Raw genomic sequence first — 23,890 nt, 5'->3', positions numbered from 1 at the left:
GATTTGAGCTGTTTTTGTAGAAACAAAAAACGCTGCAAATCAGCAGCGTTTTTTTAAATAATAAAAATTTTAACGAATTACTTAGTTACACGTAGAACCGGTGTTTCACCAACAACGACGGTGCCAGAAAGCTTGTTCAGCTCTTTGATTTCGTCCATGTTAGAGATAACAACAGGTGTTAGTGTTGATTTTGCTTTCTCTTCAAGAAGCGCTAGGTCGAATTCGATAACAGTATCGCCTGCTTTAACCGCTTGGCCTTCTTGAGCGATACGAGTAAAACCTTCACCTTTTAGCTCAACTGTGTCGATACCAAAGTGAACGAATAACTCAACACCGTCATCAGACTCGATTGAAAACGCATGGTTAGTTTCGAAAATCTTACCGATAGTGCCGTTAACTGGAGCTACCATTTTGTTGCCTGATGGTTTAATCGCAATACCATCACCAACAATTTTCTCAGCGAAAACAACATCTGGCACATCTTCGATATTGACGATTTCACCAGAAAGAGGGGCAATAATTTCAATCGCACCTGCATCTGAGCTGTCGTCAGATACAAGCTTCTTAAGTTTATCAAACAGACCCATTGTGTCATGCTCCTAACGTTTAATTTTATTCTGTCGAATTATAGTATACCAATCGCCAACAATAGACGACCTATTTTTAGTCGTCTATGTCATTGGTATTAGCGAATTATTGCGTTTTCTCTGCGATGAATTTTTCCACACAAGCTTCGATTTCAGCTGCGGTTGGGAAAGAGAGTGCTTCTTCTGCCATCGCTTTAACTTCGGCGAAGTTTGAGTTGCGGATCACTTTCTTCACTTTAGGGATAGAGATACCGCTCATAGAGAATTCATCGAGTCCCATACCAAGTAGAAGTAGCGTTGCACGTTCATCACCCGCTAACTCGCCACACATACCCGTCCATTTACCTTCAGCGTGTGAAGCATCAATCACTTGCTTAATCACGGTTAAAACCGCTGGAGAAAGTGGGTTATACAGGTGTGAAATCATTTCGTTACCACGGTCAACCGCAAGAGTGTATTGGGTTAAATCATTGGTACCGATAGAGAAAAATGACACTTCTTTTGCCAAGTGGTGCGCAATTGCCGCTGCCGCTGGTGTTTCAACCATAACGCCGATTTCGATATTTTCATCGAACGCTAAGCCTTCAGTGCGAAGTTCTTCTTTGTATTCTTCAATGGCGTTTTTAAGCTCACGAATTTCTTCTACAGAGATGATCATCGGGAACATAATACGCAGTTTACCATGCGCAGATGCACGCAGAATGCCACGAAGCTGATCTCGTAAGATGTCACGACGGTCTAAGCTGATGCGAATCGCGCGCCAGCCCAAAAATGGGTTCATCTCTTTTGGTAGATCCATGTACGGAAGATCTTTATCACCACCGATATCCATGGTACGGATAATCACCGCTTCACCACTCATCGCTTCTGCAACTTCTTTATAAGCTTGGTATTGCTCATCTTCAGTTGGTAGTGCGCTGCGGTCCATGAATAAAAACTCAGTACGATATAAGCCAACGCCTTCACCACCGTTGCGTAAAATACCATCGCAGTCTTTTACTGTGCCGATGTTACCGCATACTTCAACTTGGTGGCCATCGAGTGTGATAGCAGGTAGGTCTTTTAGTTTTGCGAGCTCTTCTTTTTCCGCAGCAAAATCATCACGAATTTTTTTCGCTTCTTCAAGCTGTGCTTCTGAAGGATTAATGATGATTTTGTTGTTCATGGCGTCAAGAATAAGCATGTCGCCATTCTTTACTTTCTTAGTGATGTCGTTAGTACCAACAATCGCTGGAAGCTCAAGTGAACGTGCCATGATTGAAGTATGAGATGTACGACCACCGATATCACAAGCAAAACCCAGCACGTAATCAAGATTGATTTGTGCAGTTTCAGAAGGCGTTAAATCATAAGCAACAAGAATTACTTGTTCGTTAATATCACTCAGTGAAACGATATTGATGCCGAGAGCATTTTTAACAAAGCGCGTACCGATATCGCGGATGTCTGTCGCGCGTTCTTTGAGATATTCATCATCAAGAGATTCTAGGGCAGCAGCCTGCTCTTCGATCACGGTATAGATCGCGTTGTCTGCATGCATTTTGTCATTTTTGATGAGTGCTAAAATTTCTTCTTCTAGCTCTTCATCTTCAAGCAACATGATGTGGCCTTCAAAGATGGCTTCTTTTTCTTCACCAAATGTTTCAAGTGCTTTTTGTTTGATCACTTCTAGCTGAGCAGAAGATTTGTTACGAGCGTCATAAAAACACTGAACTTCTGCTTCTACTTGGTCATCTGAAATAGAGTGAGTATTTAGGACAATTTCATCTTCTTGAAGTAGCAGTGCTTTACCAAAAGCAATGCCTGGAGATGCTAGGATGCCTGAAATCATAGCGTTACCTTAAATTGGTCAACTGTAAACGGGAGAATGTGGACTATTGCGCTAACGGTAATTAGTAGCTCAAAATGTAGACTATTTCCAACAAAGCCATTTTGTTTTCACAAAATGGCTTTGAAAATAGTGGACCGGATTAATGTAGTTGGTCCATGAGAGCAACTAGGTGATCTACCGCTTGCTTAGCTTGAGGGCCTTCAGCAGAAATAGTCACAACGGTACCTTTTACTAGGCCAAGAGTTTGAAGTTTGAATAGGCTCTTAGCACTTGCGCTTTTGCCGTTAGAAGTCACTGTGATGTCTGCATCGAATACTTTTGCTTCTTTAACGAACTGCGCAGCAGGACGAGTGTGAAGGCCGTTTTCTGCAGTGATTTCTACTTGCTTCTCGTACATGTTATATACCCCAATTGATTTATTTTTGTTAGTTTCTTCACCAGAACAGCTTAACTGCTAATCAACGGTTCTGCTAGCAGAGTAACGCTGTTTTAGTGTCATAGCTGATACTGATTTAAATTTCATAATCACGATTTCAATCTATGTTGTCATTCGTCATTATAGTTAATACGTTTCTGACTTCTTTATTTCGAAGCTTAAAATAAAACGAGGTGATATTACCAAAGGTGAGGCAAGGATCAACAAAAAAGCCCCTGTATGGGGCTTTTTTAAACGAAAATTTGATTTAACCACCTATTACTGTTGGTTCTCTTTCTCGGTAAATAGGCCAGAAAATAGTGCGGTGCTCAGATAACGCTCACCTGAGCTTGGTAGTACCGCTACAATTGTTTTTCCTTCAAATTCAGGTAGTTCTGCTAATCTATTCGCTGCTACAATCGCTGCGCCTGATGAAATTCCAGCCAAAATCCCTTCCTCTTCCATGAGTCGCCTTGCCATTTCAATCGCTTCTTCTGAAGTGACGGCTTCAACACGATCAATGAGGGATAAATCGAGGTTGCCAGGAATAAATCCCGCTCCTATACCTTGGATTTTGTGTGGCGCAGGTTTGATTTCATCTCCAGCAAGTGCTTGAGCAATGACTGGCGACTCCGCAGGTTCAACCGCAACTGAGATGATAGCCTTGCCTTTTTGGCCCTTAATGTAGCGGCTTGTGCCCGTTAAAGTACCACCGGTTCCGACACCTGCAACGAACACGTCAATCTCACCATCAGTTGCATCCCAGATTTCCGGCCCTGTTGTTTTTTCGTGGATTTGTGGGTTGGCTGGGTTATTGAATTGCTGCAGCAACAAGTATTTCTCAGGGTTGCTGGCAACAATTTCTTCTGCTTTAGCAATTGCGCCTTTCATGCCTTTCGCCGCTTCGGTGAGTTCAAGGTTGGCTCCTAAAGCTTTAAGCAGTTTACGGCGCTCTAAACTCATTGATTCAGGCATAGTCAGTGTCAACTTATAACCACGAGCAGCTGCAACAAATGCAAGAGCAACACCGGTGTTACCGCTGGTTGGCTCTACAAGTTCAACGCCAGGTTTCAGTGTGCCAGCTTTTTCTGCTTCCCAAATCATGTTGGCACCGATACGGCACTTCACGCTAAAGCTTGGGTTGCGCGCTTCAATTTTCGCCAGTACCTTACCTTTGCTGACTTTGTTTAAGCGAACAAGAGGAGTGTTACCAATAGTCAGAGAGTTGTCTTCGTAAATTTTGCTCATTGCGATATTCCTTTATTACACACGTTATATGTGCCTGGCGGTCTGATAAGACACGTGAGTGGATACAGATGCAGAATAGGTGTTAACCTTAAAACGTAAAAGGATTAAAAAGTTATAACTTATAGAGGGATATGCAGGTTGAATCTCCCTCGCACCATCACTGCAGTTTGTTTTTAAATTCACCAACCCACATGGCTGTTGCACCGCATACAGCAACCGGCATGACGATTAAGTTAACAATGGGTATGGTGGTAAAAATCGACACTAAAACACCAAAGCTATATGCCTTGGTCTGTTTTTGTTTCAAATTGTGTCTCATCTGGTTAAAGCTCACTTTGTGGTTGTCAAATGGGTAGTCACAGTATTGTATGGCTAACATCCATGCAGTGAAAATGAACCACAGCAAAGGGCCTAAGGTTTGTCCTAAGGCAGGAATTAGGAGCAATAAGAATAAACCGATTGCTTTGGGTAAGGTATAGATTAATTTTCGCCACTCTCTTGCGAGGATACGTGGGATGTCTTTGACCATAGACCAGATGCCATCGCTGTTGATTGGAGCGCCAATTAATCTTTCTTCCACTTTTTCTGCGAGTAGCCCATTAAATGGTGCAGCGACGAAGTTAGCCAGCGTACTGAAGAAATAGGAGAACGTGGCTAAGATAGTGATCGCGAGCAATGGCCATAAAACGTAACTTAGCCAAGATAAAAAATCAGGGATTTGACCAATAAGCTGTTCTATCCACGTATTGAGATGATTGAATAAGTAAAAAAGAGCGCTGCCGACGAGAATGATGTTGATGAGTAATGGCAGAATCACAAAGCGTCGAATGCCGGGGGTGAGTGCTAGCTCTAGACCAAAAAAGAAGTATCCAAAACCTGAACGTTGCTTAAGTGTCATACCGTTATCCATGTGAATATCTGTTAATCAATGCTAAAAAGCTATTCTACTCAACCTGCCGAAGAAGAAAAGCGTGCTGAAAATCACATCATGTATTGAACTTCTCACATTAAGTTGTTCTAAATCGGTACAAACTTTTGGTAAAGTACCCCGATAGACCGATATAACCCACGTTGGTGACACGTTCAATTCAAGCTGGTAAAGCTGAGAATAACCATGCATCGAGAAACTGAGAGTGAAACATGCAGGAATTGCGATTCGTACTCATAATTGTTGGCGCGCTAGCGATAGCCGCGTTGCTATTTCATGGTCTTTGGACCAGTAAGAAAGAAGGGAAGTCCAAGTTTGAGGATAAGCCTCTTGGTAAAATTGATGTTGATCACGATGATACACAATCTGCGACCCAGCGTTCATTTGCTCCGGAAGATGATTTCGAAATTATTCGCAAAGTACGTAAAGAGCCAGATTTTAGTGAAGCGGTTGACCCTCTCATTGACGGTTATTCACCAAGCCTTGAACCTGAAAATGTGCTTGATGAACTCGATGATGTGCCCTCAATATCGATGAAAACCGAATCCCCAAGTCTCAGTGAACAAGATGATGTCATTGCTGACGATAATCAAAAATCCGACGTTCAAGAAGCCGAGATGGAAGTTATTGTGCTGAATGTGCATTGTGCGGGAAATGATCCCTTTGTCGGCACTAAGCTTTTTGACAGTATGCAGCAAAACGGCCTTCTTTATGGTGAGATGGATATTTTCCACCGGCATGCCGATCTGTCAGGTACAGGGAAAGTGCTGTTTAGTGTTGCCAACATGATGCAACCCGGTACGTTGGCACACCATGATCCTGCGGAGTTTACTACTCGCGGTATCTCATTCTTCATGACACTGCCTTGCTACGGCGAGCCTGATCAAAATTTCAAATTAATGCTTAAAACCGCTCAACAAATCGCTGATGATTTAGGTGGCAATGTATTGGATGATGCGCGTAATTTAATGACGCCAGATCGATTGGCTGCCTACCGACGCCAAATCCAAGAGTTTAAAAGCGCACGCAACGCGTAGACGCGTAGAATAAACATCGACCATTAAGGGCTCCTAGTCGGAGCCTTTTTTCATGATCCGAGAGAATTATGATGCAAACAATAGAACACAAATTAAGCCAACTTCGTGAGACGCTGCATTATCATGCTGTACGTTATTATGTAGAAGATAACCCTGAAATTCCTGACGCTGAGTATGATCGTTTGATGCGTGAGCTGCTTGAGTTGGAATCGCAGTATCCTGAGTTAGTCACAGCAGATTCACCCAGCTTGCGTGTTGGAGGTAAGCCTTTAGAGGGTTTTGCCCAGGTGACTCATGAAATTCCAATGCTCTCTTTAGATAATGTGTTTGATGAGAAAGAACTTGATGCCTTTCACAAGCGGATGCAAGACCGGATAACGAGTGCCCACTTTAACGCTTTTTGCTGCGAACCTAAGCTTGATGGTTTAGCCGTGAGTTTGCTTTACGAAAATGGTGTGTTAGTACAAGCCGCCACGCGTGGGGATGGCGCGGTCGGTGAAAATATTACGGAAAACGTGCGAACGATCAGTGCTATTCCACTGAAGTTACAGGGAAAAGGGTGGCCCGTTCGTTTAGAAGTTCGTGGTGAAGTGTTCATGCCTAAAGCCGGTTTTGAGCGATTGAACCAACAAGCACTCAAAAAAGGTGAAAAAACCTTTGTTAACCCAAGAAATGCGGCCGCAGGGAGCTTGAGACAGCTCGACTCAAAAATCACAGCTCAAAGGCCGTTGAATTTTTATGCTTACAGTGTTGGTGTGATTGAAGGCGCTGAGTTAGCAAGCAGTCATTATCAGCGCTTTTTGCAGTTAAAAGGGTGGGGGCTGCCGATGTGCCCTGAAACACGTCTAGTCTCTTCAATGGATGAAGTGAAAGAGTACTACCAAAGTATCTTAACTCGTCGCGCCCAACTCGCGTATGAGATTGATGGCGTGGTGATTAAAGTTGATGATATTGAACTGCAACAAAAGCTCGGTTTTGTCGCGCGGGCGCCTCGCTGGGCGATTGCTTATAAATTTCCTGCCCAAGAAGAAATAACGCTCCTGAACGATGTTGAATTTCAAGTGGGCCGTACCGGGGCTATTACACCTGTTGCGAAGTTAGAACCTGTATTTGTGGGGGGAGTCACCGTCAGCAATGCGACATTACACAACGCTGATGAAATTGAGCGCCTAGGCGTGAAAATTGGTGATAGCGTTATTATTCGTCGAGCAGGCGACGTTATCCCACAGATTGTTTCTGTGTTGCTAGACAGACGCTCTGATACAGTGGTCGATATTGTTTTCCCGCAGTACTGCCCGGTGTGCAATTCTGACATTGAGCGTGTTGAAGGTGAAGCTGTCGCCCGTTGTACAGGGGGGTTAGTGTGTCAAGCTCAGCGCAAAGAAGCATTAAAACATTTTGTCTCTCGTAAAGCGCTAGACGTGGATGGTTTAGGCGAAAAAGTGATAGAGCAGCTTGTTGATAAAGAGATGGTGAGCACGCCCGCGGACCTCTTCCGTCTAAAAGCTGGGCAGCTAACGGTGTTAGAGCGTATGGGACCAAAATCAGCACAAAATATCGTTAATGCACTGAATGTCGCCAAAATGACCACATTACCCCGTTTTTTGTATTCATTGGGCATACGTGAAGTCGGGGAAGCGACGGCGGCGAATCTTGCGCTCCATTTCGGGTCATTAGACAAAATTCGCCAAGCGACCCATGAAGAACTACTTGAAGTTCAAGATATTGGAGTTATCGTTGCGAGTCATGTCACATCTTTTTTTGAGCAAGATAAAAACCAACGGGTGATTAATGAATTGATCGAACTCGGTATCCAGTGGCCTAATATCGAAAAGCCGAGTCAAGATGCGATTCTCCCTTTACTTGGTAAAGTGGTGGTTTTGACGGGGAGCCTGTCGAAACTCTCTAGAAGTGATGCGAAAGCGGCACTACAAGAGCTCGGCGCAAAAGTGACGGGAAGCGTCTCTAAAAACACCGATATACTATTTGCCGGAGAAGCGGCCGGTTCAAAATTAGTAAAAGCGCAAGAACTAGGGATCGAAATTCGCAGCGAACAAGATTTACTTGAGTTAATGAAAAGCTAATTTTTTAAGCATCCCTTCCTTCATAAAGCCTCAAAATTAATTTTGAGGCTTTATTTTTATCTCAAACCGCCACATTAAAATGTCCAGTAATGAAAAAAAAAGCCCTCATTTTTTTCGATGCCAATCAAGAAGAGCTTTACTCTCTTTCAATTTATTATTGCGATGCACTTCAAGCTATTAGTGTAATTGTTTTTTTATCGTTTTGAAAATTAATGAGTTTTTTGTTTTTATATTTTGTTTTATGACTTATTAGATCTTGATCACTTACTTGGTCAAAGTTTGCCGTAGCTCATATTTTTTTAGATAAAAATTAAGTTCTCATTGATGTTTTCTGTTGCGAAGTTAGTCTAGTGGACATGGATACACGATGTGTATGCAGGAAAAGAGAAAATCAGAAAATTAATGACTAATTTAGGTTTTCAACATAGGAAATGATTTCTCCCTTCGGCGGCCAACTTAAGGGGGAAATAAAAAACAGCTATATCTATTTTTAGGAGTTTTTCCATGGACAAAATGTTTAAACGTACTCTTTTAGGCGCTGCAGTTGCTATGGCGTCAACTGGTGCATTCGCAGCGTCTGAAACAGGTGCAATTGGTGTGCTGTCTGATTTTAACGTGCAAGCGTACGGCGTTGCAGCAATTTCTATTTTCTATCAAGAAGACAATAATGGCTATGACTACGAAAACGAATCTCGTATTGGTTTCCGTGCTAGCAAAGATATGTTTGATAATGTCAACGTATTCATGCAGATCGAATCGGGTTACGTTGGTGAAGATGGTAAAGGCAGCACACTTGGTGCACGTGATACCTTTATTGGCCTGCAAGGCGATTGGGGTAAAGTACGTTTCGGTCGTATGCTGACCCCTCTATACGAAATTGTTGACTGGCCATACTCTAACCCAGGTTTAGGTCGTGTATTCGATTGGGGTGGCGACGTTAAAGCACACTACGATCGTAAAGGTGATATCGCTCGTTACGATTCGCCAGCCTTCGGTGGTCTAACTTTCAACGTTTCGGCTGGCCGTGGTAAAACAGATGTTAAAGATTCTGATCACGTAGGTTTTGGTGTCCATTACAACGTTGCTGATATCGTAACGTTGCATGGTGGTTATGAGTCTAACTCAAAATATGATGGTTCAAACTTTGATTCTAACGCATACATCGTAGGTTTTGAGCTACCTCTGCCTGCTGGCTTTGGCTTGGCTGGTGCATACAAATACAGCGAAGGTGAGTCTAAGACAGTTGCTGGTCAAGAAGGTGAGCAAGGTCAATACTCTCTGATCGGTCAATACTGGAACGGCCCATGGGGCTTCAAAGTAGGCTATGCAGCTAACCTTGATTCTGAAGTGAACGGTGTAGATCAAAATGATGATGATGAAGTATTGTCTGCACAGCTGATGTACGTGAAAAATGGTTTCGTGCCATACATTCGTGTTGGTCAGCACGATGCATACAACTCTGATGATAAGAAAGGATTTGTACGTGTAGGCTTGGAATACGGCTTCTAATTTGACAAACCTCGCCTTTCTTTAATAAAACGCCGGCCTTGTGCCGGTGTTTTTACTCCATAAACAAGGACATAAATGATGAATTTATTTAAAACGACCATATTATTTTCAACCATCACAATGGCCGTTGGATGCAGTAATTTAGACAGTTCTAGTGTGTTCAATGATGTGGCGAAGAATGTCAAAGAAAGGCACAACTATGTTCAAGTTGTAGCAAAAGACATTACACCAGGAGCTAAGGCAATTTTAGGACCTGATATTGTAAAATCTGAGCTAAGCTATGTCGGTAATTTCCCTAAATCTGAAGGGGTAAATATTGAATATTCATATGTTGATATGAATGTCACTTATTTTAAAAATTATGACCAGTTTGACACAGTTACTTACTCATCACAGAAGTTTCAAGTAGAAACATATCGTCCATTGGCTGAGACTTGTACCGAGCATTGCACGACGACGCAATGGTTTAAGTTTCCATTATCTCAAGAATATATTCATCAGCTGAGCTCGGATTCGGTTGTGTTTACTCTGACTTCATCAACAGGCAAAAGCCAAGTAGAATTTTCGGTGCCTAAAGCCTACTTCTTAGCCGTGATTGACGAGGCGAATTTCACCTTAGGCAGTTCAACGATACCTTCCAGTATCACTCACTCAGTGCAAGAGCAAGCGACTAAACCTATTGAAATGGTTCAATATTGGTTTGCTGAAGCTGATGTTAACGATCGGAAAATATTTGAAAACTGGGCGTTTAGTAATCGAGATAACATTAGCCAACCTCTGACGGCAGAAAATAAGGCATTAGATATGCTAGGGTACTGGTATGAGAAAGCGAATAAAGCTGAGAAGTCTCAGATTCTGAGCTGGTTACTAAATCAATAATCAAGCTTGCGATTTATCGTTATAAAAGGCATGGTTAAACCATGCCTTTTAAGTATTACGCTTACTATGAATATTAGCCAAGTTTCTCAGTTAACAGCACTTACCGCTAAGTCCATTCGTCTTTATGAAGAGAAGGGGCTGATATCGCCGCCCCTTCGTTCAGAGAATGGTTACCGTCATTATCAACAAGCACATATTGATGATCTTTTACTTATTGCGCGATGCAAGCGCGTTGGTTTTAGTTTAGAGGAATGTAAATCTTTACTCGCCCTTGCCAACGATCCGTCCCGGACCAGTTTTGCAGTCAAAGAGAAAGCGCAAGAGAAGTTGAAACAAGTATCACAGAAGCTGGCAGAGCTTTCATTGATTAAGTTGCAACTAGAAGAGTGGATTACCGAATGTCCAGGCGACGGCGGTAGTGAATGCCCAATCATAGATAATTTGAAGGGGCAGTGTTGCCATAACGACTTGAACAAGTCAGTGTGAAAATGAGCTCATTAGCTAATGAGCTGTCGAGGCACACACTACAATTTGGCTGCCCATAAATGAAAAAACCAAAAGCAATTCATCACTTTTGGTTTTTATGTACTTTCTTACTGATGTTTACTCAATGAGGCTGGCTCTCTTTAGGCTCAACAATCAACACAATTCCTTCGACATCTACGACTTTAACCACAACATCAGCTTCTAGGTTTTGCTGGCATTTTGCTGTCCACGTCGTATCGCCGAGCTGCAATCGAAAAGTTGCCCCTTCTTGAACGCTCTCTTTAAGACGAGCTGTTTGTCCGATCAGCTGTTTCTGTTTCTGGTTCAGATCACGAGTCTCGTCACCATCGTGGTCTGATTTAAATTGTTTACGCCACCATAACCAAGTCGTGACGAGTGATAAACTTGCAAAAGCCATCCACTGCAGTTGCCAACTGATGGGGAGCATCGCAAAGATAAGGCCAACGATGAGTGCGGAAATACCTAACCAAAGAAAATACCCAGCAGTTCCAAGCAGTTCCAATGCAACAAGCACTAAGCCTAATGCGAGCCAGTGCCAATAATTCATTTGTTGTATTAGCTCTATCACGTTAGGCCTACTTATCTTGTGAGGATTTCAGGTTGAACATTTCAGCAATGCCAGCAACCGAACCCATCAACCCAGTTGCTTCTAATGGCAGCATGATGATTTTGCTGTTCTCTGCTTGACCAATGGCTTTAAGTGCTTCGGTATATCCTTGAGCGATAAAGTAGTTAACCGCTTGCATGTCACCTTGCGCAATCGCATTCGAAACCATCTCTGTCGCTTTAGCTTCCGCTTCGGCAGCGCGTTCACGTGCTTCTGCTTGAAGAATAGCCGCCTGCTTTTCACCTTCAGCTTTAAGTATTTCAGACTGCTTTTGGCCTTCGGCGCGTAAAATTTGTGCTTGACGTACGCCTTCGGCTTCTAACACTTCAGCACGTTTATTTCTCTCCGCTTTCATTTGCGCATTCATCGCTGCGGTTAAATCCGCTGGTGGTTGTACATCTTTAATTTCGATACGAGTGACTTTTACACCCCAAGGGTTAGTCGCCTGATCGACTATCGATAACAATTTAGTGTTGATCATGTCACGCTGGCTGAGCATTTCATCCAGTTCCATCGAGCCCAGTACGGTACGCATATTGGTTAGAGTTAAGTTGCGAATGGCGTGTTGTAGTTCGCTAACTTCATAGGCGGCTTTCGCAGCATCAATCACTTGCACGAAGCAAACCGCGTCGATAACAACATTGGCGTTATCTTTGGATATCACTTCTTGTGCTGGGATATCAAGCACCTGTTCCATCATATTAATTTTTTGTCCGACGCGATCAATGAACGGAATAATGATATTTAAACCGGGGCGTAGTGTGTGTGTGTAACGTCCAAAACGCTCTACTGTCCAATTGCTCCCTTGTGAAACGGTTTTCACAGCAGAAAAGATAAATGAAATAACGACGAATACAAATATGCCAACGGCGACGAGTGAATCAATAGCCATAACGGTTCCTTTTTAGTATTAAATAATCCTAATGTTGATGTTCCTTTCTCTATTGAAACGGCCGCTATGTTAGCTAAGTTCGTTCACCCCAATCATAGAGCTTATTGTGCTTATGGGGATGAACTCACTTGCCGACTGCCGGTATCTCCAAGTCATTTGGATATAGGAGCGATTCTCATCAACGTTTGAGCTTTGCTATTGATCATTCTCTATCAGTTATCGATATGGAACAAATGAAATAATGAGATTTGATACTGATTTTTAACAATCAAAGCAGAACGTTTCCAGTTTAATTGTTTGATATTATTAATATAATAGTGAATACAGCTTTCTGCGATAGAGACTTGCCACACTATTTCCTTGTCCAAGAGCACTTAAAATGTCCATAAACACTTTTTTGAGCCCGCCATCGAGGCAATTGAGGTCGCTTTGTAAAAATGACCATAACAGCTCGAGAGCTTCTTCATTACGGTTAACTTGATGATATTGAAGCGCTAACTCACTTGCTATATGAGCGTTGTTTGGCTCAGCGGAAAAAATCTCTTCTAATGCTTGAATCTCTGGGCTGCCAGCGGCTTGCTTGTGCAGATCCAGTTTGGCGATTAAGCCTTTGTAGTAACCATCTTGATACTCTAGTGGGATGCGTTCCAGTTCTGTTTCTGCCGCTTCATACTGCTGAGTTTCCAGAAACACATCAGCGAGGGCCAGTTTGACCTCTATTTTTGCTTTCATATCGTCAGGTAGACTTAGTAGCAAGGGTAGTGCTTGCGAATGTTGTGTTTGCTCTATCAGTGTTAAGGCTTGCTGTAGCGCAACTTCATCGTGGCTTGGCAAATGTTTGTTTAACATTGCATTCACTGCTTCTATGGTCTGAGCACCTGCTAAACCGTCGACCGCTTGACCATTAATAAACAGAGCGATTGTTGGCAGGGTTTGAACACCAAATTGCGCTGCCACTTGCTGTTCTTGCTGGCAGTTGAGAAGAGCCAATGTGAATGCGCCACTGTGTTGTTGCGCTACGCTTTGTAATTCAGGAATGAGTTGTACGCTCTCTTGATTCATGGGTGCCCAAAAATAAAAGAGAATAGGAGTCTCAACTGAGCGTTCGAACACCTCTCGAAAGTTGTGCTGATTGACCTCAACGATGTAAGGTGATTGCATGATATTTTCCTTGCGATAATCAAGTTTATAGTCTTAGAAATAGGGGTGAAAATTGGAATATCAAGGGCAAATGAAAAACGCTACCGTTAAAGTAGCGTTTTTTATCTCTCAAAGAGAGGGCAAGCAAAGGTGTCTATAATATTAAAAATAGTGTCAGCGCAACACCGACACTGAGCCAATTTAATTGGTGTAATGTCATATTCGTCGTACCACATGTAACGCTTTGTATTGGATTAACTGGGATATCCAGATTTGTATCATGTCACATGAATGTTACGAATTAATGACAATTAAGTTGGTTGTGCTACTTTATGCAACCGTCGGTTTATCCACTGATAAGTATCGCTTTTGTCATTATCGTATACCTTGCTATTCACAAAAAATATAGGCCAGTTTTGGTTAAGCACGATGTTGTAATATATTTTTCAACGCAGGTTCTAGGTGTGAAAACTGGAAGTGAAATCCTAGCTCGGTTAGCTTTTTAGGTTTTGCTCTAATACTGTCAAACAGTAAAACAGCCGCTTCACCCATTGCAAGGTTTAGAACCCATTTGGGAGTGAATAGTATGTGTGGTCGACGTAATGTTTTCGCCAATAGCTGGCTAAAATGCTTATTAGGTACGGGATGTGGAGCACAGAGGTTAAAAGCACCTTGTGCATGTGGCGTGTCTAATAAATAGGCTATCGCTCGTGCCATATCTAATAAGTGGATCCATGGCATATACTGCTCACCCTTACCAAGAGGACCGCCCAAGCCTAGACGGTAAGGTGGCAGCATTTTCTTTAAAGCACCACCATCGCTAGCGAGCACGATCCCCGTACGCAATAGGCACACTCGAGTTTTTTCTGATTGCGCTTGGAGTGCGATGCGCTCCCATTTTTCACAAACGTGATGAGGAAAACTTTGTTGGTGCACATGTAATGTTTCATCAAACGGATGAGACTGTTGGTCACCATAATAGCCGACGGCCGAGCCACTGATGAAAACGGAGGGGGGTTCAGTACTGGCATGGATGAGTTCAACTAACCGCTCTGTTATTTCCCATCGACTAGCGCAAATGATCGCTTTTTGCTGTTTGCTCCAACGTTTGTCTGCGATCGGTTCTCCTGCAAGATTGATAATGGCGTCAAATTGATTCGCGTCTTTTAAACTCGCTAGGGAGGTCAGGTAGGTGATACTACCTTTGTCTACATGGGCGAGCTGCTGCTTAGCACGCTCTATATCGCGCGTGAGGAGGTAGATATTGTGCGTGAAAATCTGTTTCATCAGCTCTTTACCGATAAAGCCAGTCCCTCCCGTTAATAGTATTTTCATGTTTCTACCTCATTGGTCTGTGCGATATCACCTAAATGGTGGTGATGAGAACGATAGCCGTGTTGGTTAAGTGGCGATGCTTTTTTGCCATCTAACCTAATATAGGAAACTTATTTAGCATACGTGAATTGTTCGTGGTGATAAATGACAATGTTTATCCATAACTCAAGATGACGAAGTGTGCTGAAATTCGTACAATCTGTAGCTCCAAAATACGGAGATAAAAGTATGAAGTTGTTTTTTGCTTCGGATTTACACGGTTCACTGCCTGCTACTGAAAAAGTGCTTAGTCTATTTGAACAGTCAGGTGCAGACACTTTAGTACTGCTAGGAGACCTTTTAAATCATGGTCCACGTAATCCTATTCCCGATGGGTATAATCCGACCGCAGTTGCGGAGTGCTTGAATCGATGGGCGCCGCATATTGTGGCGGTCAGAGGCAATTGTGATAGCGAAGTCGACCAAATGCTGCTCGACTTTCCGATGATGATGGATTTTTGTTGGGTAGTTTTGGAGTCAGGAACTCGTTTTTTCTTAACGCATGGCCATCAATATAATGCTCAAAATAGGCCACCATTAAAAAAAGGTGATGTTTTGATCCATGGCCACTCGCACATCCCTATGGCGCAAGGTCAAGATGATGTCATTATTGTTAACCCGGGGTCCGCGACCTTTCCACGTAATGAATTCCCTCCAAGCTACGCTATTTATACGGATGGATTATTTCAAGTCATGGGGCTAGAGGGACAAGGACTGGCGCAATATCGTTTAGCGACTAGCTCTTAAACCGGTCGCTATCTGATTTACCTGTTGTCTGAATGACCCAGATCTCGCTCTGGGTCAATGATATCTCGGACTCGTTGCTTAAGAACTTTTGCTTCAGGGAAACCACCATCATGTTTACGTTCCCAAATACGTTGTCCATTGCACATGATTTCAAATCGTCCCCCTGTATCAGGGTAGAGACGCACAGATTCAATTTCTTCACTAAAAGTATGCAGTAACTCTTGGCTTAGCCAAGTGGCTCGAAGCATCCAATTACATTGGCGGCAATAGTAAATCTCAATATTGGCTTTTTCCATGGTGTACCTTTTGTGAAGAAGTAAGGGCCATACGCAACAAAGGATCTTTTCGACCCTTCATTGAAGTTACAGATTACTCGATGGCTAATTGATGAACAGCACTGTCGAACCATGGCTGAGGCTGGTGAGCAATAATGTTTTTTCATTGACGACATCAATACGTCGACTTTGTTGAGCATCCATCTTGAAAAATTGAGTAATCAATTCTAGTTGCTCAGGGGTAAAATCCTTACTTTGACTAGAACTAATGTTTTTAAATTCTCTAGGCGATATCAATAAGTAGCTATCACTGATATCCCAGGTGCCGGTTTCTGAGATATTAATGAAACTTTCACTTTCACCACCCACGGCGAATAACTTCACATTTGACATTCTAATATAAGTACCGTTAGGTAAATATTTCACATTCGAATTGACATCAACCCGACGGATTGGCCCAACAGAATCATTCTGTTGACTGCGTTTTACCACAGTGACCATTTTAGATTGCCATTCTTGCGCCGTTAGGATTTGTTCTATTTTTAAATCACTGCCCCAGTATAACCAACTACTGAATAGTGCAGAGATAGCTAAGATGAGAGTTGCCACTTTTGGATTCATATTTATGCCCTTATTTACACACGTTGGCCAAATCATCTTGGTTAGCTAAAATTCGTAAAGTGACATTTTCACCCGAGAACTCAGAACTATGGATGTAATTCAATACGAGCTGATTATTTTGACCACCAGTCGCAATAACCTGCTTAGGTGCCAGTTCTCCAGTATGTGATTCATTGTATTTTTTTACGCATTTTTCAATAGAAGGTAACCATTTGTTTAGGTCTGGATGATTGATGGGCGTATTCACAACGATGTTGTTATAAACCGCAATCTGTTTAAATTTTGATTGTGCAGGGCTAGTCAATAGGAGAGCCAGAATAGGTAAGAAAAGAGCCACAACCAACATCAATTTGCTTTGTAGTGTTAACTTTTCTCTCCCTATTTTTACTTTCGCGAGTGGATCTGTCGTCACGGTTTGGGATGTTGTCTCTTCGGGTAGCGAAGTGGTATCTGCGTCAATGTCTTGGATAGACTCACTGGCCAGTAACGGTTCCTCTTCCGGCTCGTTGGAGGTGTTTTTTTGTGAGTAGGGGGTTGCTCGAGTCACCGAGGCGATCATTTGATAACCTCGTTTCGGCACGGTTTTAACGAATTCTGGTGATTTAGTTTGATCTTTCAACATCTTACGAAGTGTTGAAATCGCTTGAGTTAAGCTTGAGTCATCAACTTCAAAACCTTGTTCACGCCACACAAACTCATGCAGTTCATGGCGTGTAATGACTTCATTTGGGCGTTCACAAAGTAGAAGTAGAATTCGACTTTCGTTACTACCAAGGCGAACAGCCTCTTGTTCGTTTTCTTGTTCAAGCAAAGAGTTACTATTGGGATCAAACGTGAATCGGTTAGCAAGGATGAATTTTGTGCCTATGTTACTCATGATAATCTTCTTATTGTTGGCATGTTTAACCGTCCATCAACCTAGCCTGCTTGGGGAAGCAATTGATGAAACATTATGCTAGTTTTTATTTTCTTTGATAAAAATTACGGCAAGCATAATCAAAATAAATGAAAAAAACAGTGTTTTTATGATTATTGACCTTGAATTTACAATTGCCAGCCTCATCTTACTAGCAAATCATCCTTGGTTGCACACTCTGTGTGTGAATGAAAATAACTCAGATGTTATGGAGCTAGTATGAGCGAAACGGCTACTACCAATAAAGAAACTCGTGGTTTTCAATCTGAAGTCAAACAGTTACTTCATCTTATGATTCACTCTCTTTATTCCAATAAAGAGATCTTCCTCCGCGAATTAATTTCAAATGCCTCTGATGCTGCGGATAAACTTCGTTTTCAAGCGTTGTCTAATGCCGATTTATATCAAGGTGATGCCAACTTAGGCGTTAAATTATCGTTTGATACCCAAGCGAATACGCTGACCATTTCAGATAACGGTATTGGTATGAGCCGCGAAGATGTCATTGAACATCTCGGTACGATTGCAAAATCCGGCACAGCGGAGTTTTTCTCTAAACTATCCCAAGATCAATCTAAAGACTCTCAGCTTATCGGTCAGTTTGGGGTGGGTTTTTACTCGGCCTTCATCGTCGCTGATGCGGTCACTGTAAGAACTCGCGCTGCGGGTTTACCTGCTAACGAAGCAGTTCAATGGTATTCACAAGGTGAAGGTGAATATACAGTAGAAAGTATTAATAAAGAGTCTCGTGGAACCGATATCATTTTGCACATGCGAGAGGAAGGCAAAGAGTTCCTTTCTGAATGGCGTCTGCGTGATGTGATTTCTAAATATTCAGACCACATTGGAATTCCAGTTTCTATCCAAACCAAAGTTCGTGATGACGAAGGTAACGAGACTGAAGAGACCCAGTGGGAACAAATCAACAAAGCACAGGCGTTGTGGACGCGTTCTAAGTCAGAAATCAGTGATGAAGAGTATCAAGAGTTCTATAAGCACGTTTCCCATGATTATGCTGACCCACTGGTGTGGAGCCATAACCGTGTAGAAGGTAAAAACGATTATACCAGCCTACTTTATATTCCAGCGAAAGCACCTTGGGATATGATGAATCGTGATCATAAATCAGGCTTGAAACTTTATGTTCAGCGTGTCTTTATCATGGATGATGCTGCGCAATTTATGCCGTCCTACTTGCGCTTTGTACGTGGCTTAATCGACTCAAACGATTTACCGCTTAATGTTTCACGCGAGATTTTACAAGATAACAAGGTGACTCAATCATTGCGTAATGCTTGTACCAAGCGTGTATTGACCATGCTTGAGCGTATGGCGAGCAATGATGCTGATAAATATCAAACCTTCTGGAAAGAGTTTGGTTTGGTACTCAAAGAGGGGCCTGCAGAAGATTTTGCTAATAAAGAGAAGATCGCCAGCCTATTGCGCTTCGCCTCGACCGAGGTTGACTCAGCAGAGCAAACGGTTAGTTTAGCGGCTTATGTTGAACGGATGAAAGAGAGGCAGGATAAAATCTACTACCTCACCGCCGATAGCTATGCAGCGGCCAAAAATAGCCCACACCTAGAGCAGTTTAAAGCCAAAGGTATCGAAGTTATTTTAATGTTTGATCGCATTGATGAGTGGTTGATGAACTACCTCACTGAGTTTGATGGGAAAATGTTCCAATCCATCACCAAAGCAGGGCTAGATCTGAGCCAGTTCGAAGATGAAGCGGAAAAAGAGAAGCATAAAGAGACTGAAGAAGAGTTTAAATCGGTAGTTGAACGTACGAAGCAGTACCTTGGCGATCGTGTCAAAGAGGTTCGAACTACCTTTAAACTGGCAAGTACTCCTGCGGTTGTTGTGACCGACGATTATGAGATGGGTACGCAGATGGCAAAATTGCTTGCTGCGGCTGGTCAACCGGTACCAGAGGTGAAGTATATTTTGGAACTTAACCCTGAACATGCGTTAGTGAAACGGATGGCCGATGAAGCGGATGAGCAAGTATTTGGTCGCTGGGTTGAAGTTTTATTAGGTCAAGCGACGCTCGCTGAGCGTGGTTCGATGGAAGATCCGTCACAATTCCTAACCGCAATTAATCAGCTTTTGACTAAGGTTGAATAGCTAACTGGCTGACAAAAAGCTCGCAACTGCGAGCTTTTTGCTTTGAATAGCGATTCTTTGCTGAGAACGAGCGATATTTTAGGCAAACTTGCAGCGAACATCCGGCCAAGATTATATTCTTTAGTCTTAATCTGGTTAGTCGCTTAAATTTGTATGTTAGAATGCATCGCTTGAATGCGATCGGTAAGCTGTGTATGTTGCTTGCCGAATTATTATTCACTCATCTCATTACCGTTATACCGAAACTTACCGTTGGTTTTAAGTCTCATCTGGTTGTGAGCTTCGGTATAAATCATAATTTTCTAAAGAGGATTAAACATGCGCATCATTCTTCTAGGTGCTCCCGGTGCCGGTAAAGGCACTCAAGCTCAATTCATCATGGAGAAGTACGGTATTCCACAAATCTCTACTGGTGATATGTTACGTGCTGCGATTAAAGCAGGTACTGAACTTGGCAAAAAAGCGAAATCAGTGATTGATGCTGGTCAACTTGTTTCTGATGAAATCATCCTTGGTTTAATCAAAGAACGCATCACCCAAGCTGATTGTGAAAAGGGCTTTTTACTCGATGGTTTTCCTCGCACGATTCCTCAAGCTGATGGCTTAAAAGCAATGGGCATTAATGTTGACTATGTGATTGAGTTTGATGTTGCTGATGACGTTATTGTTGAGCGTATGGCGGGACGTCGTGCTCACCTGGCTTCTGGTCGTACCTACCACGCCATTTACAACCCGCCAAAAGTGGAAGGTAAAGATGACGTAACAGGTGAAGATCTTGTCGTTCGTGATGATGACAAAGAAGAGACCGTTCGTGCTCGTTTAGGTGTTTACCACGAGCAAACAGCGCCACTGATCACCTACTACGGTAAAGAAGCACAAATGGGTAATACGAAATACCTAAAATTTGATGGCACTAAGCCAGTTGCTCAAGTTAGCGCTGATATTGAGAAAGCATTAGCATAATTGGCTCGGTATAGGCTTGTTAACTTTGTTATAGTGAAAGCGACCTAAAGGTCGCTTTTTTTATGAACTTTCCTACCGCAAATTCGTACTCAATAATTAACAATGAAATGGATGAATGGAAGTAATGCAAAATAATCAAAAACAGGGTGTGCTATTGGTTAACTTGGGAACGCCGAGTGAACCGACGGCATCGGCAGTAAAACGATTTTTAAGCCAATTTTTACATGACCAACGTGTGGTTGATATGAGTCGTTGGATCTGGTGTCCATTATTACATGGTGTGATTCTTCCGCTGCGAGCCCCCAAGGTTGCTAAGTTATATCAATCAGTCTGGATGGAAGAAGGCTCTCCTTTGATGGTGTACTCTAAACGCCAAGTGCAAGCGTTAGAACAGTATCTCGGTACACCAGTGGAACTTGGTATGACCTATGGTTCACCAAGCCTTTTAGAGGGTATCAACACATTATTGGAGCGTGGTGTTGAAGAGATTGTGGTGCTGCCTCTGTACCCTCAATATTCTGGTACTACTACGGCTGCCGTGTTTGATGGCCTTGCCAAAGCGATGAAACGTATCCCTGTGACGCCCAATTTACGTTTTATTCGTGATTATCATAATCACCCTGCTTATATACGATCTTTGGCGAGTAAAGTCCGTGATTCTTGGCAACGTAACGGGCAAGGTGACTATTTGCTTTGTTCCTACCACGGTATCCCTAAGCGATACGCCGATAACGGTGATATCTACCCACAGCACTGCCAAAAAACCACAGAACTTTTGGCACAAGAACTTGGTTTGAATGCTGACCAAATCGGCATGACCTACCAGTCTATTTTTGGACGTGAAGAGTGGCTACAGCCTTATACGGATAAAACATTAGAGGCTCTGCCAAGCCGCGGTATTAAAAAGTTGGATATCATCACTCCCGCCTTCTCGGTGGATTGTTTAGAAACCCTAGAAGAGATAGCTGAGCAAGGTAAAGAAACTTTTATTCACGCTGGTGGAGAATTGTTTACCTACATTGAGTGCCTAAATGATTCGGCAATGCATATAGAAATGATGGCTTCCTTAGTTAAACGCTGATGAGTTGAGTTCTTTTCTGGTACAAAAACGGTCACTATAGCGTGACCGTTTGTCATTATTATTCTTGAATTACCACTAGGTGTATTTGAAGCTAAACTAACTGAGCTTGTTGCTCCTCAATTTCTTCAGCGTAGCTTGTGGTTCTTTCTGCACCGTGCATCCAACGAACGAGCGTGTTAGAGCACAACAGTAAAATGACGCCGCCAATGGTTGCTGTTACTGCAATACCGCTGAAGATAGCCATCGCACCAAGCTCTCCCACATGAGAACCTACATGGCCTGCTACATAATTCGCGATTGCGTTACAACCGAACCATGCTCCCATCATTAATGAAGCAAGGCGTAGTGGGGCTAGTTTAGTGACAAGCGATAGACCAATTGGTGATAGACACAGTTCACCCAAGGTATGGAAGAAGAAGGCACCGACAAGCCATAGCATTGATGTTTTTACGGTAGTGTCACCACCTTGTTCCATAACCGCACCAACCATACATAGGAAGCCTAGGGCTAAGAAGAACATCGCTAATGCAAACTTCATTGGCGAGTTTGGTTCACGCTTACCTAATTTTACCCATAATACGGCTAATACAGGGGCAAGAGTAATAATGAAAAATGGATTTAACGATTGGAACCAAGCCGCAGGTATCTCAAAACCGCCCATCATACGATCAGTGTATTGCTGCGTGTAAATGTTCATTAAACCACCAGCTTGTTCGAAACCCGCCCAGAAAACAATAGTAAACAAACTCATCACAAGGATAACTTTGATACGATCTACTTCTGCTTTCGTTAGTGGTTCTTTATTTGCTGATTTTTTCAGTTTTAGATCGCGCTTAGCTGCTGGTTCGCGGCCAATATTACCAAGCCATGATTGAGCCATTGCCATTTGCATCACAAGGCTGATCAGCATACCAATACCAGCGGCCACAAAACCGGCTTTCCAACCAAATGAGTTAGTAACTGAACCAGAGATCACACCAGCAAGTAGCGCACCTAAATTGATCCCCATGTAGAAGATGGTGAACGCGCCATCACGACGGTTATCACCTTCATTATATAGGTCACCAACCATTGTTGAGATATTGGGCTTAAATAGACCGTTACCACAGATAAGCAGTGCAAGGCCTAAATAGAAAGTGTGTAGAGAGCCAATGCCTAGCACATCTGCAGGCAGTGCCAGCGTAAATTGGCCAATGGCCATTAACGCTCCACCCAATAAAATAGAACGGCGTTGCCCAAGGTAGTTATCTGCAAGGTAACCACCAATAAGCGGTGTGATGTAGACTAGCCCTGTATAGGTGCCGTAAAGATCGAGAGCATCTTTAGTCGACCAACCTAGACCGCCATTCATCGTTGCGTCTGTAAGATAAAGTACCAAAATGGCGCGCATCGCATAATACGAAAAACGCTCCCATAGCTCTGTGCCAAAAAGTAAAAATAGGCCCCTTGGGTGCCCAAAGTATTGATGTTGGTTTGTCATAAGAATTATTAGTATTTGAGATGAGAAAAATTGTGCTTTAGATATACATGGGCTTTTAGCGTATCGCAATGAGTAAAATCAGTATTTTATTCTGGTATTATTAACTAACTCATTGTTTTTAAAATGCATGTCTATCAATGCTCAAAGTTTTGTTGCGTTATGAAAACTTATCTTTCATTACTGATTATTTGAATTTGCCTTGTTCGGACATTAAGGGTTTATTTTTGTGTTCAGTTTATTAGCCGTTTATTGAGGAGGAGGATGGTGTTAGGATTCAAGAAAAAGAAAAGCAGTAGCTAGGAATAAAATGAAACGTTGGTATTTGTTGTATTGTAAACGTGGCGATCAGAGGCGTGCTAAAGCACACCTTGAAAACCAAGGTGTCGAATGTTTCTACCCAGAAATTGAACTAGAGAGAATTCTTCGGGGTAAGCGGCAAGTTGTCAAAGAGCCACTTTTTCCCTCCTATATGTTCATTTACTTTGATTTTGAAATTGGCCCAACCTTTACTAGTGTGCGCTCTACTCGCGGTGTGGTTGATTTCATCCGATTTGGTTCACATCCGAAGGAGTTGGACAGTGATTTGATCGAGGAATTGAAGTTACTCGACCAGTTAAAATTACCGGTAGCATCGTTCAATAT

23 protein-coding genes are annotated in these 23,890 nt (G+C 42.6%); 10 read left to right on the top strand and 13 right to left on the bottom strand.

What is annotated here, in order from left to right; genetic code table 11:
• Positions 1-77: 77 nt before the first annotated feature.
• The 5 genes from crr to cysZ all read right to left on the bottom strand — a co-directional run bounded on the left by crr (position 78) and on the right by cysZ (position 4,991).
• The gene (gene crr, locus AACQ21_RS11485) at positions 78-587 is read right to left on the bottom strand and encodes a PTS glucose transporter subunit IIA (RefSeq protein WP_010317358.1); all 510 of its coding nucleotides are present in this window, start codon (positions 585-587) and stop codon (positions 78-80) included.
• 106 nt (positions 588-693) lie between these two features.
• Positions 694-2,418, bottom strand: a complete 1,725-nt coding sequence (gene ptsI, locus AACQ21_RS11480; protein WP_017048016.1) for a phosphoenolpyruvate-protein phosphotransferase PtsI — start codon at positions 2,416-2,418, stop codon at positions 694-696.
• A gap of 139 nt (positions 2,419-2,557) precedes the next feature.
• Positions 2,558-2,815, bottom strand: coding sequence for an HPr family phosphocarrier protein (locus tag AACQ21_RS11475; protein ID WP_026027491.1), 258 nt, complete (start codon positions 2,813-2,815; stop codon positions 2,558-2,560).
• 297 nt (positions 2,816-3,112) lie between these two features.
• On the bottom strand, positions 3,113-4,081 hold the full coding sequence (gene cysK / locus AACQ21_RS11470) for a cysteine synthase A (RefSeq protein WP_013857323.1): 969 nt from the start codon (positions 4,079-4,081) through the stop codon (positions 3,113-3,115).
• 157 nt (positions 4,082-4,238) lie between these two features.
• Positions 4,239-4,991: a sulfate transporter CysZ gene (gene cysZ / locus AACQ21_RS11465; protein WP_017045817.1), complete on the bottom strand. Its 753-nt coding sequence runs from the start codon at positions 4,989-4,991 to the stop codon at positions 4,239-4,241.
• A gap of 230 nt (positions 4,992-5,221) precedes the next feature.
• Here cysZ and zipA point away from each other — a divergent pair, with 230 nt between their 5' ends.
• The 5 genes from zipA (at position 5,222) to cueR (ending at position 11,004) form a co-directional block, all read left to right on the top strand.
• Entirely contained in the window at positions 5,222-6,046 is an 825-nt protein-coding gene (zipA, locus tag AACQ21_RS11460; RefSeq protein WP_105976879.1) for a cell division protein ZipA, read from the top strand.
• Positions 6,047-6,114: 68 nt separating this feature from the next.
• On the top strand, positions 6,115-8,130 hold the full coding sequence (gene ligA / locus AACQ21_RS11455) for an NAD-dependent DNA ligase LigA (RefSeq protein WP_105976878.1): 2,016 nt from the start codon (positions 6,115-6,117) through the stop codon (positions 8,128-8,130).
• A gap of 504 nt (positions 8,131-8,634) precedes the next feature.
• Positions 8,635-9,639 carry a chitoporin gene (gene chiP, locus AACQ21_RS11450; RefSeq protein ID WP_105976877.1) on the top strand — a complete coding sequence of 335 codons (1,005 nt, stop codon included), beginning with the start codon at positions 8,635-8,637 and terminating at the stop codon, positions 9,637-9,639.
• Between the two features lie 75 nt (positions 9,640-9,714).
• The gene (locus AACQ21_RS11445) at positions 9,715-10,518 is read left to right on the top strand and encodes a hypothetical protein (RefSeq protein ID WP_105976876.1); all 804 of its coding nucleotides are present in this window, start codon (positions 9,715-9,717) and stop codon (positions 10,516-10,518) included.
• Between the two features lie 66 nt (positions 10,519-10,584).
• Complete coding sequence (gene cueR / locus AACQ21_RS11440; protein WP_017043453.1) at positions 10,585-11,004, top strand: Cu(I)-responsive transcriptional regulator; 420 nt, start codon at positions 10,585-10,587, stop codon at positions 11,002-11,004.
• 121 nt (positions 11,005-11,125) lie between these two features.
• Here cueR and AACQ21_RS11435 read toward each other — a convergent pair whose 3' ends face one another.
• The 4 genes from AACQ21_RS11435 to AACQ21_RS11420 form a co-directional block, all read right to left on the bottom strand.
• On the bottom strand, positions 11,126-11,593 hold the full coding sequence (locus AACQ21_RS11435) for an NfeD family protein (protein ID WP_013857315.1): 468 nt from the start codon (positions 11,591-11,593) through the stop codon (positions 11,126-11,128).
• A gap of 7 nt (positions 11,594-11,600) precedes the next feature.
• Positions 11,601-12,524, bottom strand: coding sequence for an SPFH domain-containing protein (locus tag AACQ21_RS11430; protein ID WP_013857314.1), 924 nt, complete (start codon positions 12,522-12,524; stop codon positions 11,601-11,603).
• Between the two features lie 306 nt (positions 12,525-12,830).
• Positions 12,831-13,685, bottom strand: a complete 855-nt coding sequence (locus tag AACQ21_RS11425; protein WP_105976875.1) for a thioredoxin family protein — start codon at positions 13,683-13,685, stop codon at positions 12,831-12,833.
• A gap of 399 nt (positions 13,686-14,084) precedes the next feature.
• Complete coding sequence (locus AACQ21_RS11420) at positions 14,085-14,999, bottom strand: TIGR01777 family oxidoreductase (RefSeq protein ID WP_013857312.1); 915 nt, start codon at positions 14,997-14,999, stop codon at positions 14,085-14,087.
• Between the two features lie 228 nt (positions 15,000-15,227).
• Between AACQ21_RS11420 and yfcE the strand changes: the two genes are divergently transcribed.
• Positions 15,228-15,785: a phosphodiesterase gene (gene yfcE / locus AACQ21_RS11415; protein ID WP_026027494.1), complete on the top strand. Its 558-nt coding sequence runs from the start codon at positions 15,228-15,230 to the stop codon at positions 15,783-15,785.
• A gap of 17 nt (positions 15,786-15,802) precedes the next feature.
• On the opposite strand, the gene AACQ21_RS11410 is transcribed toward yfcE, so the two are convergent.
• The 3 genes from AACQ21_RS11410 to AACQ21_RS11400 form a co-directional block, all read right to left on the bottom strand.
• The gene (locus AACQ21_RS11410; protein WP_017045494.1) at positions 15,803-16,081 is read right to left on the bottom strand and encodes a SelT/SelW/SelH family protein; all 279 of its coding nucleotides are present in this window, start codon (positions 16,079-16,081) and stop codon (positions 15,803-15,805) included.
• An 84-nt stretch (positions 16,082-16,165) separates the two neighbouring features.
• Entirely contained in the window at positions 16,166-16,681 is a 516-nt protein-coding gene (locus AACQ21_RS11405) for a regulatory protein ToxS (protein WP_181185544.1), read from the bottom strand.
• Between the two features lie 10 nt (positions 16,682-16,691).
• On the bottom strand, positions 16,692-17,558 hold the full coding sequence (locus AACQ21_RS11400) for a winged helix-turn-helix domain-containing protein (protein ID WP_105976873.1): 867 nt from the start codon (positions 17,556-17,558) through the stop codon (positions 16,692-16,694).
• Positions 17,559-17,816: 258 nt separating this feature from the next.
• On the opposite strand from AACQ21_RS11400, the gene htpG reads away from it, so the two are divergent.
• The 3 genes from htpG to hemH all read left to right on the top strand — a co-directional run bounded on the left by htpG (position 17,817) and on the right by hemH (position 21,768).
• Positions 17,817-19,724: a molecular chaperone HtpG gene (htpG, locus tag AACQ21_RS11395; RefSeq protein WP_105976872.1), complete on the top strand. Its 1,908-nt coding sequence runs from the start codon at positions 17,817-17,819 to the stop codon at positions 19,722-19,724.
• Between the two features lie 318 nt (positions 19,725-20,042).
• Entirely contained in the window at positions 20,043-20,687 is a 645-nt protein-coding gene (gene adk, locus AACQ21_RS11390; RefSeq protein WP_013857306.1) for an adenylate kinase, read from the top strand.
• A gap of 115 nt (positions 20,688-20,802) precedes the next feature.
• Positions 20,803-21,768: a ferrochelatase gene (gene hemH / locus AACQ21_RS11385; RefSeq protein ID WP_019280865.1), complete on the top strand. Its 966-nt coding sequence runs from the start codon at positions 20,803-20,805 to the stop codon at positions 21,766-21,768.
• 91 nt (positions 21,769-21,859) lie between these two features.
• Here hemH and AACQ21_RS11380 read toward each other — a convergent pair whose 3' ends face one another.
• Positions 21,860-23,248, bottom strand: coding sequence for a peptide MFS transporter (locus tag AACQ21_RS11380; protein WP_026028125.1), 1,389 nt, complete (start codon positions 23,246-23,248; stop codon positions 21,860-21,862).
• Positions 23,249-23,555: 307 nt separating this feature from the next.
• Here AACQ21_RS11380 and rfaH point away from each other — a divergent pair.
• Positions 23,556-23,890 (top strand): transcription/translation regulatory transformer protein RfaH (rfaH, locus tag AACQ21_RS11375; RefSeq protein ID WP_105976871.1); only part of this gene is annotated, 335 nt, incomplete at its 3' end.

Source organism: Vibrio sp. V01_P9A10T6 (genome assembly GCF_963877065.1).
Classification (GTDB): domain Bacteria; phylum Pseudomonadota; class Gammaproteobacteria; order Enterobacterales; family Vibrionaceae; genus Vibrio; species Vibrio anguillarum.
The sequence above is the reverse complement of the archived record's forward strand: the minus strand, read 5'-3'. Positions and strand labels throughout refer to the sequence as shown.

Coding starts and splice junctions, on each gene's coding strand:
- crr (WP_010317358.1), bottom strand. CDS start 587: ATGGGTCTGTTTGATAAACTTAAGAAGCTTGTATCTGACGACAGCTCA.
- ptsI (WP_017048016.1), bottom strand. CDS start 2,418: ATGATTTCAGGCATCCTAGCATCTCCAGGCATTGCTTTTGGTAAAGCA.
- AACQ21_RS11475 (WP_026027491.1), bottom strand. CDS start 2,815: ATGTACGAGAAGCAAGTAGAAATCACTGCAGAAAACGGCCTTCACACT.
- cysK (WP_013857323.1), bottom strand. CDS start 4,081: ATGAGCAAAATTTACGAAGACAACTCTCTGACTATTGGTAACACTCCT.
- cysZ (WP_017045817.1), bottom strand. CDS start 4,991: ATGGATAACGGTATGACACTTAAGCAACGTTCAGGTTTTGGATACTTC.
- zipA (WP_105976879.1), top strand. CDS start 5,222: ATGCAGGAATTGCGATTCGTACTCATAATTGTTGGCGCGCTAGCGATA.
- ligA (WP_105976878.1), top strand. CDS start 6,115: ATGATGCAAACAATAGAACACAAATTAAGCCAACTTCGTGAGACGCTG.
- chiP (WP_105976877.1), top strand. CDS start 8,635: ATGGACAAAATGTTTAAACGTACTCTTTTAGGCGCTGCAGTTGCTATG.
- AACQ21_RS11445 (WP_105976876.1), top strand. CDS start 9,715: ATGATGAATTTATTTAAAACGACCATATTATTTTCAACCATCACAATG.
- cueR (WP_017043453.1), top strand. CDS start 10,585: ATGAATATTAGCCAAGTTTCTCAGTTAACAGCACTTACCGCTAAGTCC.
- AACQ21_RS11430 (WP_013857314.1), bottom strand. CDS start 12,524: ATGGCTATTGATTCACTCGTCGCCGTTGGCATATTTGTATTCGTCGTT.
- AACQ21_RS11425 (WP_105976875.1), bottom strand. CDS start 13,685: ATGCAATCACCTTACATCGTTGAGGTCAATCAGCACAACTTTCGAGAG.
- AACQ21_RS11420 (WP_013857312.1), bottom strand. CDS start 14,999: ATGAAAATACTATTAACGGGAGGGACTGGCTTTATCGGTAAAGAGCTG.
- yfcE (WP_026027494.1), top strand. CDS start 15,228: ATGAAGTTGTTTTTTGCTTCGGATTTACACGGTTCACTGCCTGCTACT.
- AACQ21_RS11410 (WP_017045494.1), bottom strand. CDS start 16,081: ATGGAAAAAGCCAATATTGAGATTTACTATTGCCGCCAATGTAATTGG.
- AACQ21_RS11405 (WP_181185544.1), bottom strand. CDS start 16,681: ATGAATCCAAAAGTGGCAACTCTCATCTTAGCTATCTCTGCACTATTC.
- AACQ21_RS11400 (WP_105976873.1), bottom strand. CDS start 17,558: ATGAGTAACATAGGCACAAAATTCATCCTTGCTAACCGATTCACGTTT.
- htpG (WP_105976872.1), top strand. CDS start 17,817: ATGAGCGAAACGGCTACTACCAATAAAGAAACTCGTGGTTTTCAATCT.
- adk (WP_013857306.1), top strand. CDS start 20,043: ATGCGCATCATTCTTCTAGGTGCTCCCGGTGCCGGTAAAGGCACTCAA.
- hemH (WP_019280865.1), top strand. CDS start 20,803: ATGGAAGTAATGCAAAATAATCAAAAACAGGGTGTGCTATTGGTTAAC.
- AACQ21_RS11380 (WP_026028125.1), bottom strand. CDS start 23,248: ATGACAAACCAACATCAATACTTTGGGCACCCAAGGGGCCTATTTTTA.